The 14331-nt window shown below is 36.5% G+C and carries 14 protein-coding genes; 10 read left to right on the top strand and 4 right to left on the bottom strand.

Going from position 1 to position 14331, the window contains the following annotated elements; translation table 11 throughout:
- Positions 1–72: 72 nt before the first annotated feature.
- The 3 genes from FFM55_RS09035 (at position 73) to FFM55_RS09025 (ending at position 1383) form a co-directional block, all read left to right on the top strand.
- On the top strand, positions 73–864 hold the full coding sequence (locus tag FFM55_RS09035; RefSeq protein ID WP_042493534.1) for a ParA family protein: 792 nt from the start codon (positions 73–75) through the stop codon (positions 862–864).
- A 71-nt stretch (positions 865–935) separates the two neighbouring features.
- The gene (locus tag FFM55_RS09030; protein ID WP_042493535.1) at positions 936–1172 is read left to right on the top strand and encodes a ribbon-helix-helix domain-containing protein; all 237 of its coding nucleotides are present in this window, start codon (positions 936–938) and stop codon (positions 1170–1172) included.
- A 19-nt stretch (positions 1173–1191) separates the two neighbouring features.
- Positions 1192–1383, top strand: a complete 192-nt coding sequence (locus FFM55_RS09025; RefSeq protein WP_042493536.1) for a hypothetical protein — start codon at positions 1192–1194, stop codon at positions 1381–1383.
- Positions 1384–2173: 790 nt separating this feature from the next.
- Here FFM55_RS09025 and FFM55_RS10165 read toward each other — a convergent pair.
- From FFM55_RS10165 to FFM55_RS10160, 3 genes are all read right to left on the bottom strand, one after another.
- Positions 2174–2314, bottom strand: coding sequence for a transposase (locus tag FFM55_RS10165; protein ID WP_353939045.1), 141 nt, complete (start codon positions 2312–2314; stop codon positions 2174–2176).
- Between the two features lie 129 nt (positions 2315–2443).
- Complete coding sequence (locus FFM55_RS09870; RefSeq protein ID WP_165207172.1) at positions 2444–2611, bottom strand: hypothetical protein; 168 nt, start codon at positions 2609–2611, stop codon at positions 2444–2446.
- Between the two features lie 100 nt (positions 2612–2711).
- Positions 2712–2807: a transposase gene (locus FFM55_RS10160; RefSeq protein WP_137600973.1), complete on the bottom strand. Its 96-nt coding sequence runs from the start codon at positions 2805–2807 to the stop codon at positions 2712–2714.
- A gap of 507 nt (positions 2808–3314) precedes the next feature.
- Between FFM55_RS10160 and FFM55_RS09010 the strand changes: the two genes are divergently transcribed.
- The 3 genes from FFM55_RS09010 (at position 3315) to FFM55_RS10090 (ending at position 6037) form a co-directional block, all read left to right on the top strand.
- Positions 3315–4541 (top strand): mechanosensitive ion channel, encoded by a 1227-nt coding sequence (locus tag FFM55_RS09010; protein WP_042493538.1) that lies wholly within the window; start codon positions 3315–3317, stop codon positions 4539–4541.
- A gap of 831 nt (positions 4542–5372) precedes the next feature.
- Positions 5373–5792 carry an SDR family NAD(P)-dependent oxidoreductase gene (locus tag FFM55_RS10095; protein ID WP_254003866.1) on the top strand — a complete coding sequence of 140 codons (420 nt, stop codon included), beginning with the start codon at positions 5373–5375 and terminating at the stop codon, positions 5790–5792.
- 77 nt (positions 5793–5869) lie between these two features.
- Positions 5870–6037, top strand: a complete 168-nt coding sequence (locus tag FFM55_RS10090; protein ID WP_251939997.1) for an SDR family NAD(P)-dependent oxidoreductase — start codon at positions 5870–5872, stop codon at positions 6035–6037.
- 213 nt (positions 6038–6250) lie between these two features.
- Here the strand turns inward: FFM55_RS10090 and FFM55_RS08995 are convergent, their stop codons facing one another.
- Positions 6251–8365 carry an ATP-dependent Clp protease ATP-binding subunit gene (locus tag FFM55_RS08995; protein ID WP_042493540.1) on the bottom strand — a complete coding sequence of 705 codons (2115 nt, stop codon included), beginning with the start codon at positions 8363–8365 and terminating at the stop codon, positions 6251–6253.
- A 667-nt stretch (positions 8366–9032) separates the two neighbouring features.
- On the opposite strand from FFM55_RS08995, the gene FFM55_RS08990 reads away from it, so the two are divergent.
- From FFM55_RS08990 to FFM55_RS08975, 4 genes are all read left to right on the top strand, one after another.
- Positions 9033–9386: a MobC family plasmid mobilization relaxosome protein gene (locus FFM55_RS08990; RefSeq protein ID WP_042493542.1), complete on the top strand. Its 354-nt coding sequence runs from the start codon at positions 9033–9035 to the stop codon at positions 9384–9386.
- Positions 9368–10540 carry a relaxase/mobilization nuclease domain-containing protein gene (locus FFM55_RS08985; protein WP_137600965.1) on the top strand — a complete coding sequence of 391 codons (1173 nt, stop codon included), beginning with the start codon at positions 9368–9370 and terminating at the stop codon, positions 10538–10540. Before FFM55_RS08990 ends, FFM55_RS08985 begins: the two co-directional genes overlap by 19 nt.
- Positions 10541–12364: 1824 nt before the next feature.
- Positions 12365–13519, top strand: a complete 1155-nt coding sequence (locus FFM55_RS08980; protein WP_042493545.1) for a RepB family plasmid replication initiator protein — start codon at positions 12365–12367, stop codon at positions 13517–13519.
- The gene (locus FFM55_RS08975; protein ID WP_042493547.1) at positions 13512–14039 is read left to right on the top strand and encodes a helix-turn-helix domain-containing protein; all 528 of its coding nucleotides are present in this window, start codon (positions 13512–13514) and stop codon (positions 14037–14039) included. The genes FFM55_RS08980 and FFM55_RS08975 overlap by 8 nt, the downstream gene beginning before the upstream one ends.
- Positions 14040–14331: the final 292 nt, after the last annotated feature.

Raw genomic sequence — 14331 nt, 5'->3', positions numbered from 1 at the left:
TCATTATGCTATGTTATTATACTTATAAGGATAAATATTAAGCATACTTAATGCGTATGAGGAGGATTAATAATGAAGATTATTACGTTTTCAGCCATAAAGGGTGGCGTTGGCAAAACAACACTTACCTTTAATTATGGTGAGTGGTTAGCTTCCCACAACAATAACGTCCTGTTTGTCGACTTAGATCATCAAAGTAATTTAACTCAAACCTATGGAATTTATGATAGTGCAGAAACTGTCGGAAATATCTTTTTAGGAAGAGGCAAAGTGAAAATACATGAAATCAAAGACAATATTAGTTTAATTGCCGGAGATATGCACTTAGATGATATTGAAAGAGATCTGGAAAATAAAACAAATAAAAATATGTTGCTATACATGTGGTTATCAGATAACTATGATCGTTTGAATTTAGAACGCTTTGATTATATTATTTTGGATAGTCACCCTGATTTTTCTACGGCAACCAAAAATGCAGTGATTATTAGTAACGCTATACTTAGCCCAATTACACCTAGTGAACATGGCTACAATGCAAAATTTAATTTAGAAGAACGCATAAACGAATTACAAAAAGAAGCAATAGATTATTCTAGTAGACAATCTTATGTAACTGCTAAGTTATTTTTTATTGCTAACATGATTAAACATAATACTAAATCTTCCCACGAACTGCTAGAAGCATTAAAAGATGACCCTAACGTCCTTGCAACAGTTCCAGAAAAAGAATTATTTAATCGTTCTACACTTGATAAAACGTCGTTATCAACAATGGCTCTAGATCATAAGACATATATTAATCAACGTGAATTTTTTGATAATATTGATAAAACATTCCAAGAAATTACTAACAGATTATAGACAATAGATATATTTATTAATCATATGTATACTTAGTACGTATGCATATTAAGTATAAAGGAGAATTGGATATGGCATTTAACCCAGAGAATAAACAGATAAAACAAGCTCTACAAAAAACAGAGCAATTTGAACCCAAAGATAAATTAGTAATTCCTGTATTTAATGATGCAGATGAAGATGAACGAACAAAAAATTATACATTTTCACTTCAACCAAGTGTCAGAAAGAGACTTGACGCTTTAGCAAAAGAACATAATTTTAAATCTGCTTCTAAGTTTCTTAATGAACTAATCAAAAACATGTGATAGAAAGGAGGCAGATAAAATGGACCAATTAAAGGATAGTATGAACAGTAACCCAGTAATAAATGAAACCCCTGCACCTAGAATTTCAAACTCTTACACTTTAAAACAAAACATTGCTAATAAACTAGCTAGACGTGCTAAAGAAAAAGAGCTAACAGCTTCTAGATATTTAGAACAACTATTAAAAAAAGAATTTAACTTGAACGGCTAAAAAGAAAGGAAGCCATGAGTGTTGCGGGTGTTCCCATTAAAGATGTTTAGTTGGAAGAGAGATAGGCACTATGTGATGACCCAAACTGGGGCCTCAATGTTGACAATGGAAAAGCAAATTAACAAAGTAGTGGCTGCCGAAGATCCCTTAGTTACTAGCGATTTACACCAGGGAATAGGTGAGGTCAATTTAGGACGCGCATATTTTTTGAACCGCCAATGGTTGACTTACAGGAACTTTGGGAATACTCTTCACATAACCCTGACCCTGCTAAACGTAAGTTGTATGACGCTTTGTGGGAGTACGTAATAGGTAAATACCAAAACGATATAATTAGCGAGCATTATTTTACTATCTAATTAAAACGGCTGAAACCCTTGATATGAGCGGAAGTGAAAATTATGAATATTAAACTCCTGATTAATTATTTACTAGCTGAAAAAGCCCATGAATATAATTTCAAAAGAAATTCCCAGCAATTATGTGATACAATGCCTCTTTATGTTGGCAATCATGGAGGCTTTATGTTATGGATGTATTTTGTTACAATTAATTAGTATCGAATGTATAGTATTAAGTAGATAAGGAGGTTACTATGACTAAAGATAGTACAAAAAAAGATAAGAGTGAAGAAGAATCTACTTCATTAAGCCCTCAGAAAGACGTTAAGGGTAGGCCAGCACCAGCGGACTATAAAAAGGCAGAGTGATTTTTTTACTCGTTAACTAATACTAAAGGCTATTCAAGCGACTGAATTTTTCATAAATTTGGTTGCTTTTTGTTTATAATTTTACAAATAGGGACCTTCTTGAAAAGAAATTAAAATACGTAAACAAAATAGTTCAAAATTGTGAAATGAATATGCTATCCGTTTGATAGCTTTTATCTTATTGTTGGTCATTTCTACGGATCTGTTTGAGAATGTGTAAATAAAGCTATTTTAAATTTCTGATATGTGGTGTTTTAACATTTGGCGCGATTTTTTCATAGTTTCAGGTAATCGTTGGAAACGTGGATCTTGATAATCAGTTTTGGTAGTTTCCCATAATTGGTTGGAGTCCTAATAACGAGCAGTGTACAGCACATCTTGATAAAAATTGTAAGCAGATCGTAGTTCTAGAGACAAAGCCAATAGATAATCAATAACCTCTTGATCTGTTAGATAAGCATAACGATAACCACGACGCTTACGAAAATCAATGTAATTTAGTGCGGTTCCATCTTTCAAAATAAATTTCCAATAATTATCTAATTGCCTATAAGTCCGTGTTCCTGTAATATGAATCTTTCATTGTTTGAATACGAATTGTGTTCAATGAACGATAGACTTATGTCACGACATGAAATCGATCGGTAATGATTTGGCCATGTAGAAATAAATCATGAATTATCTGGCGATAAGGGGTAAATAAATCAATAATAATCGTTTTAACAGCAGTTCAAATATGGTAAGAATACTGTTTAAAGTAGTAACACAGACTATTGCTATAACGGATTATGCATGATATCAAATACGCGGTATGACTTTAATTCCAATCAAAATCTCGATATACTTCCCCACGTTATAGGTCATTCCTAGAGGGATCTTGTGTGACAGACTAATTACAGCTGATCTGTTTTTTGTGCTTGCCATAAATTATATACAAGTATAACAAAAAGGTACCGAGGACTAATCTTACAGATTAGTCCTCGGTACCAAATATTGTAGAACATTTATTTAAAAGATCTTGTTAAATAAAAAATTTATATATATTAATGTCTATCATAGTATTAATTCACAAAGTAGTTAAATCTGAGTGTCTTTATGAAGTGTGATCTTTTAGATAGTATTATAATAAGATGATACTAAATAAATATAATTTTTTACAAAATTATTTATCTATGATAGTATCTACGCGTAGTTATTCTCAATTGTAGAAAGGAATCATTTTATGGATATTACAAAATTATGGCAGTCATTTCAAAATATGTTGCCTACTCTGATTAAAGGGCTAATATTAATACTAGTTGCATGGCTTTTGGCTATACTTATTAAGTATCTAATTACTAAGGGCTTCAAAAAAACTCATCTAGACCGATATTTTGTTAAATGGAATATTTTTACTAATATGGAACAGGCAGATGCTTTGATAACTGCACTTGGTAAGATATTCTATTATTTGGTTTGGCTACTTTTTTTGCCAGGAATTTTTACAACTTTTGGCTTGGATTCAATCGCATCGCCAATCACAGACATGATGAATTACATTTTAAGCTACTTACCTAATATTTTATTGGCAGCTGTCTTACTAACGATTGGGTTCCTCGTTGCCAAGCTTGTTAAGAACTTAGTCTACAATTTAGCAGCTACCCTAAAAGTTGATCATTACATTGATAAATTTGTTGGTACGTCGCCTAACAAAGATACGAAAGACTCAATTGCCAATGTTTTGGCGATGGTCTGCTACTTACTTGTCTTGATTCCAATTGCGATCGTTGCTTTAGAAGCGCTTAAGATCTCAACGATCACAAAGCCACTTGTTACCGTTTTGAATAGTATCTTAGCTGCTATTCCAGACATTTTGGTTGCTGTAATCTTACTGGCAGTCGGTATCGTGATTGCAAAGGTTGCTGGTAATCTTGTTACGAGTTTGTTGGCCAATACTGGTATCGATAAAATGGCGGCAGAAGCCTACCCTAAAGAAAAAGCTCCAACAACTGCTCTTTCCAAAATTTTAGGTCAGGTTGTTGCAGCCATTGTAGGCCTCTTCTTCGTTGTTGAAGCTTTACACGCCCTTAAGCTCGAAGTGCTAGACACGGTAGGAAAGGCAATCATTAGCTACTTACCGAACTTATTATTTGCTGTGATAATTCTAGGGCTTGGTTTCTTTGGTGGTCAGTTTGTCGGGAAAGTCCTTACGAACGCTACTAAAAATAAATGGCTCGGTATGATTACCCAAGTAGTCTTTGGAATTTTCGCCGTCTTTATGGCCTTAGACCAACTAGACTTTGCCAATAGTATCGTTAACACCGCATTCCTTTTTATCGTCGGTGGCCTTGCAGTGGCCTTCGCCCTCGCCTTTGGTTTGGGCGGGCGACATTTTGCTCATAACCAATTAGAAAAATTGGACCATAAATTAAGTGATCAAACAAATGAGAATGACAATGGGAATAAATAATTCTTGGCAACTAGCTATACAGGTACCCATTTACTAAAGATAATTAGCCAAAGACGATACTGACTGCCAATACGAGGCTGTTAGTATCGTTTTTAATTTACTTAAAATTAGTTCTAAGTGGGTTTTGCCGTCTTATATTTAAACCCCGATAGCAGCCACTATACCAAATTTCAGCTCTCTGTTAGTGATTGGACTAACTCAGGGTATAAACTCATAGTGGTCATGATTGTGGAAACTCACCTCATACCTACCTTAGCTCTGGGTAAAATAGTAGCCTGGCTGACCCATTTAAAGACGTTGCTTAGCAGCTGGCCAAATGACGTTGTCGGCTTGCCAAGTATCGATAACTCCTAAGGAAAATAACAGGAAGCGTTATATTTTCACGCCACTATAGGCATGTTAGTATGTGCATAATCGTTAAGGAAATTATTTCTAAAAGCATAAGTTAACCTAAGGAGGTTCACTGTATGGCTAAAGATAGAGATGACTAGAAAATGACGAGAGAATAAGCGGGGCAAAAGGGCGGCAAACAGACCGCTAAGACCCACGATAAGGATTTCTATGAAAAAATCGGGGAAAAGGGCGGTGAAAAAACTGCTGACACCCACGACAAAGATTTCTACAAGAAGATTGGTAGAAAAGGTGGTAAAGCTATAATATATAGGGTTACTATACCGTCACATTACATTCTTACCGCTTTCCTTAACGAGGTAAATAATAAAAGTAAAGAGACTATCAGGTTGATAGCCTCTTTTTTCTTAAATGCAACTTAGGTGATTTTTACCTGTGCCGCAATCCAAAAATTAACAAATTTCTGAGGAGGTAGTTAACATGCCACATGAACATGGGCCTAAGAGCCAAGGACCAAAAAAAGGTTATTTGCAAAAAGATGAAGACGCTTATTTAAGCGAACAACCGAAATTGGAAGCATATGGTTATGCGCCAGGCCAGTCATTGAAGGACAAAGTCGCTGTAATTACTGGTGGTGACAGTGGTATTGGTGCCGCCACGGCTATCTTATTCGCCAAAGAAGGAGCACAAGTTGTGCTCGTGTATTATGAATCTGACGCCGATGCTGATAGAACAGCGAAGAGAATTAGTGAAGTTGGTAAAGAGCCATTGGCTTTTGCCACTGATATTGGTAGTGAAGATGCAGTGGTTGAACTAGCGGATAAAATCACAGAAAAATTCCCCAAGGTTGATATCCTGGTCAATAATGCAGGAGAGCAACATGTACATGAACACTTGTAGGATATTACTGCTGCTGAGTTTACAAGAACATTCCAAACAAATGTTTTGGGAATGTTTATGCTAACTAAGCATTATTCATGTTACTTAGCCAACATGATGCGATCATTAATACAGCTTCGATTACTGCATATGCAGGTGCACCAACTTTGATCGACTATTCAGCTAGCAAGGGAGCCATTGTATCATTCACACGTTCTCTGTCACAAAATAAAGATATGTTAGAAAAGGGTATACCCTATGCATAATTTAAGAAGAAAAAAACTATCATTTTTGTTTACATTTAAATCGGTCATAAGTCTAATAAAGATAGCTTTTATTAGGTAAATTTTAGTTATTAAAAATAACAAAACCAATAATCCTTATTCTGAACTAAAACCCAAATAAAAACGAGGATCACAGAAATTAATCTGTCATCCTCGCTTTCCGTAAACAAAGCCCAAAGTAAGCTGTTTGCTAAGTTAGGCTTGCTCAATCACGATTTGATCATCCTTCAAATCAGCCTTCAAGTTTTTGATATCTAAGTGGTCAAGGTAGAAATCCGTTACCTTATCACGAATTTGTTGTTCAATCACCCTTCTTAATGGACGAGCTCCCATTGCTTCGTCATATCCTTGTTCCATCAACCAATCCTTAGCTGCATCGGTTACTTTCAAAGTCAAATCCTTTTTCGCTAGTGTTTTTTGAACATCGGAAATCATTAAATCAACAATCTGACTTAAATCTTGCTTAGTTAGATGTGAGAATTCAACGATTCCATTGAACCGGTTTAGGAATTCTGGACGGAAGAATGGAGCCAACTTATCCATTAAAGTTTGGTCTCTGTCTGCATCGCCAGTTAACTTTTCATTACCAAATCCAGCATTGGATGTAGCAATAATAATGGTATTCTTGAAGTTAATTACATTACCCTGTCCATCCGTCAAACGACCGTCATCCATTACCTGAAGCAAAAGCGTCAATACTTGTGGATCTGCTTTTTCAATTTCATCTAGTAATACAATTGAATAAGGATTTCGACGTACTCGTTCCGTTAAGGTATTAGAGTTATCATCATAGCCTACATAACCAGCTGATGTACCAATTAATTTTGAAACAGCAGTCCGATCTGAATACTCACTCATATCCAATCGAATGATTGCATCCTTATCACCAAACATGTCTAATGCTAATTGTTTAGCTAATTCAGTTTTACCAACCCCGGTTGGACCAACAAATAGGAAACTACCGATAGGCTGTTCACCTTCTGAGAAGCCAGCTCGATTCCGACGAATAGCTCTAGCAACCATTGCTACCGCTTGATCTTGACCGATAACTTTACTCTTTAAGCGACTATCCAAATCTTTTAACCGTTCAATATCATTAGCACCCATATCTGAGACTGGAATTCCCGTTAACCGTTCTACTGATTGAGCAACATCATCAACGGTAGCCACTACTTCTTCCTTTTTACCTACATTATCAATTTGCTTATTAGCAGCCTCGATTTGTTGCTTCAAATCCGCGGCCCGCTTAAAGTCTTCTTTTTCCACCGCTTGATCTTTTTCTTTTTGCAATTGATTGAGCTTTTCCTTTAAAGCTGTTTCATCATTTTCAGGCTGATGTGCTGCCAAATGAGCCGCTGTCATATCAATCAAATCAATTGCTTTATCTGGTAGCGTTCTTTGTGGAATATATTGGATGGAGTAATCCACCGCTGCCTTCAAAACATCATCTGGCAATTTTACATGATGATGTTCTTCATACAAGTTTTTGATACCCTTCAGAATTTTAAGAGTGTCTTCAGCATTAGGTTCATTGACTACAACATCATTGAATCGACGAGCCAAAGCTGCATTTTTCAAAATTGTATTGCGATATTCATCTTGGGTAGTGGCACCAATAACGGTTAGTTCGCCACGAGACAATGCTGGCTTAATAATATCAGCTAAGCCTTTACCACCGTCTTCACCACCTGTTGAACCAGTACCAATTATCTGGTGGATTTCATCAAAGAATAGAATAATATTGCCAGCAGCCTTAACTTCCTTGACTAAGTCTTTGATGTTCTCTTCAAAAGAACCGCGATACTGAGTTCCAGCTTCTAAGGAGGACAAGTCAATAGAGTAAATTTCTTTGTCCCGAATTGCTTCTGGAACTTTACCATTTACAATCGCTTGCGCCAGTCCCTCAACTATGGCTGTTTTACCAACCCCCGCATCGCCAACTAAAATTGGATTGTTTTTGGTTCGACGGCTTAAAATTTCCGCTGTTTCTTGAATTTCATTTTCACGTCCAATAACTGAATCTAGCAATCCATCGCGTGCTTGTTCTGTTAAGTTGGTTCCTAGTTTTTCTAAAATACCACCCTTTTTAAGAGCTTGTTGTCCATCTTTAGATACTTCAATTGTTTTTGCTTGTTCTGGTAATTTACCAGTTGCTCGATATTGAGTAAACTCGTCTGAAGTTAACGATTGACCATTAACCAAGTAGCGAGCAGAATCTGAGTTAGGATTCCCCATACGTTTAAATACTTGGTTAAAAATATCATCCATATCATTATTGAAAAAAGGATCATTTCCGTAGGAATTTGCCATATTACAATGCCTCCATAAAAACTTATATGTGTAACTTAGTGACCATAATACCCTTTCGAACTACGGCTAATTGTATCACGACTTTTATGTATCACTAAGTAAAATGCTTATCAGTATATTAAACGAGATAATTTGAAATACCATTACAACAAAACCTTTCAGGACAAATTGCCGTTAATTAGTATATCAAAATATAATATGTAACTACATAATATATTTTTTGCGATCAATCTAGCTTAGATTGCCCTGTTCGGGCAGAACTTTCCATGAAATAGTCTGCTGGAAGAGCTCCTGCTTAGAGCATGCGTCAAGTGCGAAATTTGTCTTGATGAAATCATGCTTATTATGCAAAATAATTCGGCAGACAGCCCCCGTCGGGTAGACGCCATTTGCGGATTTATTCCGCAAATGGCATACGCAACGATTGGTAAAAAGTGGCTAGCATATAGCTAGTCATTTTTCCATGAGTTTGCGTAGCTAGGGGGTCAAGGGGCGAGCGCTAGCGTCCCCTTTGCAAGCACCAAATCAGTCACTTAATTGGCTAGCATGTGGGTTGCTTCCAAACCCCGCGAATTGATTTATTATGTGAGTAGAAACCCTTAGGGTTTCACGAGCTTAATCAATCAATTCACTTGCCTGAAAGGCAAAACAAAGGGAGGTGGGGTTTGTGAGCGAACAACACAATATGGCTAGCTCTCTATCCGATAAACAACCCAATCGGAAAGACAGTCGGCAAATCAATTTTAGAGTGAGCGAGCAGGACTATTTAAAGCTTTCGCAATCTGCGAAAACTTTAAATATGTCCGTGCCTGCTTTTGTCAAAAAGAAGGCACAAGGGGCACGGATCGTTGCCCCTAAGATTGGCGCAAAAGAAGCCCAAGAATTGACCCGTCAATTAGCAAAAATCGGGGGCAATCTTAATCAATTAACCAAACATGCCAATCAAGGGGGCAATGTCCCTGCCCAAGCATTGCAGGAACTGCAAAGTGAGGTGGCACACATATGGCAACAACTCACATAAAACGGTCTGCCAGCGCGTCACGCCTTGTCAATTACGCTGAAAAACGGGCAGTTTTAAAAGACGGACTAAACCTTGATGTTGACTACACAAAAAGTCAATTTAAACAAGTCCGTGAAGTGTATGGTAATCAAGGCAAAACACAAGCGTATGCTAGTCGTATCTCGTTTAGTCCCAAAGAATTTGACCCGACAAACGAAAACGACCAACAAAAAGCGCTCGATATTGCCAAAGAAGTGTATCAACAAACCTACCCTAATCAACAAGTGGCACTATATGAGCATGCTGATACGGACGCCTTACATATTCACGCTGTCATTGGGGCAATCGACTTGGAAACCGGCAAGAAAATGCACGGAAATTGGCAAGAATATCGTGAAAAGCTCGTTCATAACACCGATGAAATCGTACAAAAACATGGACTAGAAGTAACGCACCCTGATCCTGAACGCTATGAAAAACGTTCTATGGCAGAAATTAAAATGCATGATCGTGGGCAACCCACATGGAAAGAGCAAATAAGGCAGGCTGTTGATAGTACGATGTCTAATCAACTTATTTCCGATTTTCAAGCGTTTAAAGACGATTTAAAACAAAAAGCAATAGATGTATGGGAACGAGGTAAAGACCTTACCTATCAGCTAACTGGGACGAATTATAAAGCTCGTGGCAATAAACTTGGCACAGCTTACGAAAAGGAGGCAATTTACAATGAGTTGGAAAGACGTACCAGAGACCCAAGATACAACCAAACAGATACCAGAAACCCAGATACAAACAGATTTAACAGCGCTCAATCAGACCCTGAAAGAAATCAGGAACTATCAGGGCACACAAATTCAACTACAAAGCAAACAACAAATCGAACTGACCGAACAGCTGACACAAATCGACCAAGCCAGCCAAAAGGTCAATCAAGCCTTTCAAGAGACCTTGAACAATTTAGAGAACAGCAAAGAAACCAGCAGAGAACGATTAGTCGCTCTGCTCAAAGACGCTCAAAATCAGTTCAACGAACAAACAAAGACGGTCAATCGCAAAACAATCGACGAATTGCAACAGATAAACAGTCTGCAAAAGAGCAACAACACCACGTTGAAAGCCCTAAACGACAGCCTAAACCAGACCGTTCAAAGGACTATGGACCAAGTCGCTAATCGGTTATCGACTGAAATTAATCAAACTCATAAAAAAATGAGCTGGTTTGAAATAAAAAATTATTTGTATGCTATTGTACCAACAGGATTGCTCTCAGGGTTCGTATTTTGGTTTCTTACATATTTTTTCGCATAACTAATATTTTTTTATGTATACTGACCTGTTTTTTAACAGCACACAACTCTCTCAATGCCTCACAACAAAACGACTAATTCAAATCCTATCGTTATAACCAGCTCGCAAAGCTCTCTCTCGACATTTCACCAACAATCCCCTAAGCGGGGCAATTGGTGAGCTTCATTATGTGCATCTCATAACGACTGACTTTCGTCACAGTAGATTACGCGCAAGCTATCCCTTACAACCCATTCGGTTGTGTTTTGACGTTGTTTATATATTGTTAACATATGAAGATATTGACAACTAAAAAACTTCTCTAAACCATCATTAGAGACGTTTTTTCATATAGGTAACTGTTTAACCCTTTACACAATCCGGGGACTACCGACTTCGATTCATTACTGAACCAGCTTCTCCGCAGGCTTTATGTCTTCATCACGGCGCAACCCGTGACCGAATCCTAATTAGCTATCCAAACGTGGACTAATTAGCATTTCCTCTCCATTTCTTTGTTTACACTGTCCATGGAGCGCACAGCAAGGACCTTCACTTAACGTCCTAGAGTCCACCTAGGCTTCTTTTTAGCTGCGTGAGTTATACGCTTGTTTGATATCGGTTAACACTACTCCCCGGCAAAAGAAAAAGGCTTTGTGGTTCTCTCATCAAGATCCACAAAGTCCGTTGTTATCGTCTTTGCCAGGAATTTTCCTGTCTTTTTTTCTAACCATATCTTGTCTAAAAACTTTACACCGCTACCAGATATGTTATACTTAAAAGTAAATCTTGATGTGGTTGTGCACATCAAGTCATACCAAGTGGGACGCCAATCCCGACAAGGTACTTCTTATAAAAAGCAATCTCCAAGAACACCAATTCTTGGGGCTTTTTTTTGCATTTGTATTTAATTGATGCTTTCAGTTTACCACAGCAAACCCTTTCATGAAACAGGTAATTCATATCTACATAATTAAAAAATCATAGAAAGTCATCTAAGTTGTGTTTAATTATTTGCAGTGCGTGGTAAAAATTTCTGAAAAGATACCTCATTAAATGCTATATACAACACATAGCGAATAGAGAGTCATATGGGTGAAACGGTAACTGACTAACTCTTTTCTACTTGTATTTTCATATTACTTGTTTTTCTTGTATGTATATTTTATTGGCGTAGTCAAATATGGTAATTTTTTTATTTTAGTTATTGCCCCTTGGTTAATTTAGTTGTACCAGTCGGTAAGTGCTTTTAATAGCTAGAATGTACATTCTAAGCAACTTTAAATTTTTGTTTATATCAATATATATTTAAAATTACCTATAACGATGTAATAGGCAGTTTTAAACTTACTGGATCTTCAATAAAGGTCCTCCGATAAAATGCGCTGAGCTTGTTTATCAATCATAGTGATATGAATAAACTCTTTTGAAATAATTTTTTAAAGGTGAAGAAGGCACAGCCTATTATAAGTTTATCTTATATATTTTAATCTTTTGTTCTTTTGCGTGGTTATAAATCCAGTAATGACAAGGGTTTTAAACCTAATAGGTCTACAAAAAACTATGTACAGGTCTACAAAAAACTATGTATAGGTCTACAAAAAAACTTTAAATGTAGTTACTTCGGTGTACAATAAAAGCATAAAGAAAATCCTGGCTAAAAGTTTTTCTTTATGCTTCTAATAACACGCACAAAGGAGCGTATTTGTATGGCTATTATAACAGAATTGAATTCAAGGAAAGAACAGACAGCGCCTGATTTGGCGAAACGTAAAGTGGTCGAACATAATAGTTTAATCACGTCCATTGCCAAAATGGATAAGACGCCACTCAAAATGTTTGAGCTAGCTGTGTCTTTAATTGATACGGATAATCCACCCAAAGATCAAACAGTGTATTTATCGAAACGGGAGTTGTTTGCGTTTTTTAAAGTTGATGACAACAACAAACATAGTCGATTTAAAGAAGCTGTTGAAAAAATGCAAAAGCAAGCCTTTTTTCAGATTAAAAAAGAACAAGACAAAGGTTTTGATTTTGAGAGTATTGTACCGATTCCTTATGTTAAATGGGCTGATTATCATGATGAAGTCACTATCGAGTTCAGTGACCGAATTATGCCATATTTAATTAATCTAAAAAATAATTTTACGCAACATGCTTTGTCAGACCTTGCGGAATTAAATAGCAAATATGCTATTATTTTATATCGATGGTTATCGATGAATTACAATCAGTATGAGCATTATCACGTTAAAGGTGGACGCCGAGAGGCACAAGTTGAAGGTTATCGTAATCCCATAATAAGGATGCATGAGTTACGAGAAATGACTGATACTGTTAATGAATATAAAAAATTTGCAAACTTTGAAACTAGGGTATTGAAAGAACCTTTAGCAGAAATTACAGATCGTACTAGCTTTAATGTAGCGTACGATAAGGTAAAAAAAGGACGGAGTATTGACAGTATTGTCTTTCATATCACGAAAAAACAGGTGGCAGACGATACTAGTTACAAACAAGATGACCCAGCCTATATTGACGGTAAGATAAGAAAAGAAGAAAGTGAAAAAGACCTCGTGTATGAAGCTATGAAGAGCCCATATACAAAATTGCTGATGGAACATTTCTTATTGTCGTATATTGATTTGACGGATACGGCTATTTTGTCAGGGCTACAGAAAAATGTTTATCCACTCTATGACGAATTAAAAGAGTTACGTGGTTTAAAGGGCGTGAAAGAACACTTAGCATATATCAGAGATAAACAAGATGACTATTCGAAAAAGAATATTGCTAAGTATCTTAAAAAATCAATTGAACAGTATCTACCAATCGTTAAAAGGCAGGATATAGATCATGAGTGAAAATTTAAAAACAATTCGAGAACTTGCTGATGAATTGGGCGTTTCAAAGCAGGCCATATGGCAAAAGATAAAAAGAGATACGTCAATCGATTTACGTCAATTTACATCAACAAAAGGTAATACCGTTTACGTTAATGTTGACGGCCAAAAGACTATTAAATCAATGTTTAAAAATGGTTCATCAACCAAAGAACATCAACATAAAGATGATATTGACGACAACGAAAAAGATGATGTTTATGATCAAGATGAAGTGAAATTCCTTCGCAATTTAGTATCAGAAATTCAATCTGAAAAGAAGGAGTTACATAAATTACTAGACCAGCAACAAAGATTGGCCTTACAGGACAAACAACTGCTCGAAGAATACAAGGCAGAAATTACGGACTTGAAAGCCTTAACTATGGCACCGCATGATGATGGTGAAAAAGAAGTGACGTCAGACAAACAACCGGAACCTGAAAATAGCAGCCCGGAGTCACAATCTAAACCTAAAAAGTGGTGGCATTTTGGTAAATAGGTACAACTAAAAAAGAAAAGAAGACTAGTTAAATAGCGGAAGATAAATTTGAACAAGCTGTAGCTGCCAAGCTAAAGGGTGAAGGCTGGGACTGCCCCACAGATTATTCTGGTGTAACGGTTGATCGATTATATGATCACTGGCGCGATATTTTAAATGTCAACATGGTGAACTTGAAGGTGTGTTAAGTCACACGAATATCACAGAAAACAAAAGGCATGACTCCCTGCGAATACAGGGAACATGCCTTAGCAGTTTAAAAATATTCAATTTTGTCTAACTTTTGTGTTGC

The sequence above is a fragment of the Weissella sagaensis genome, assembly GCF_005405285.1.
GTDB lineage: Bacteria > Bacillota > Bacilli > Lactobacillales > Lactobacillaceae > Weissella > Weissella sagaensis.
Note: the sequence above shows the minus strand (reverse complement) of the source record. Positions and strands in the feature narration are given on the sequence as shown.

Bases quoted from the DNA above. Each gene is read 5' to 3' on its own strand.
- FFM55_RS08975 (WP_042493547.1), top strand. From the start codon at position 13,512: ATGAGTGAAAATTTAAAAACAATTCGAGAACTTGCTGATGAATTGGGC.
- FFM55_RS09025 (WP_042493536.1), top strand. From the start codon at position 1,192: ATGGACCAATTAAAGGATAGTATGAACAGTAACCCAGTAATAAATGAA.
- FFM55_RS10090 (WP_251939997.1), top strand. From the start codon at position 5,870: ATGTTACTTAGCCAACATGATGCGATCATTAATACAGCTTCGATTACT.
- FFM55_RS09010 (WP_042493538.1), top strand. From the start codon at position 3,315: ATGGATATTACAAAATTATGGCAGTCATTTCAAAATATGTTGCCTACT.
- FFM55_RS08995 (WP_042493540.1), bottom strand. From the start codon at position 8,365: ATGGCAAATTCCTACGGAAATGATCCTTTTTTCAATAATGATATGGAT.
- FFM55_RS10095 (WP_254003866.1), top strand. From the start codon at position 5,373: ATGCCACATGAACATGGGCCTAAGAGCCAAGGACCAAAAAAAGGTTAT.
- FFM55_RS08980 (WP_042493545.1), top strand. From the start codon at position 12,365: ATGGCTATTATAACAGAATTGAATTCAAGGAAAGAACAGACAGCGCCT.
- FFM55_RS09030 (WP_042493535.1), top strand. From the start codon at position 936: ATGGCATTTAACCCAGAGAATAAACAGATAAAACAAGCTCTACAAAAA.
- FFM55_RS09035 (WP_042493534.1), top strand. From the start codon at position 73: ATGAAGATTATTACGTTTTCAGCCATAAAGGGTGGCGTTGGCAAAACA.
- FFM55_RS08985 (WP_137600965.1), top strand. From the start codon at position 9,368: ATGGCAACAACTCACATAAAACGGTCTGCCAGCGCGTCACGCCTTGTC.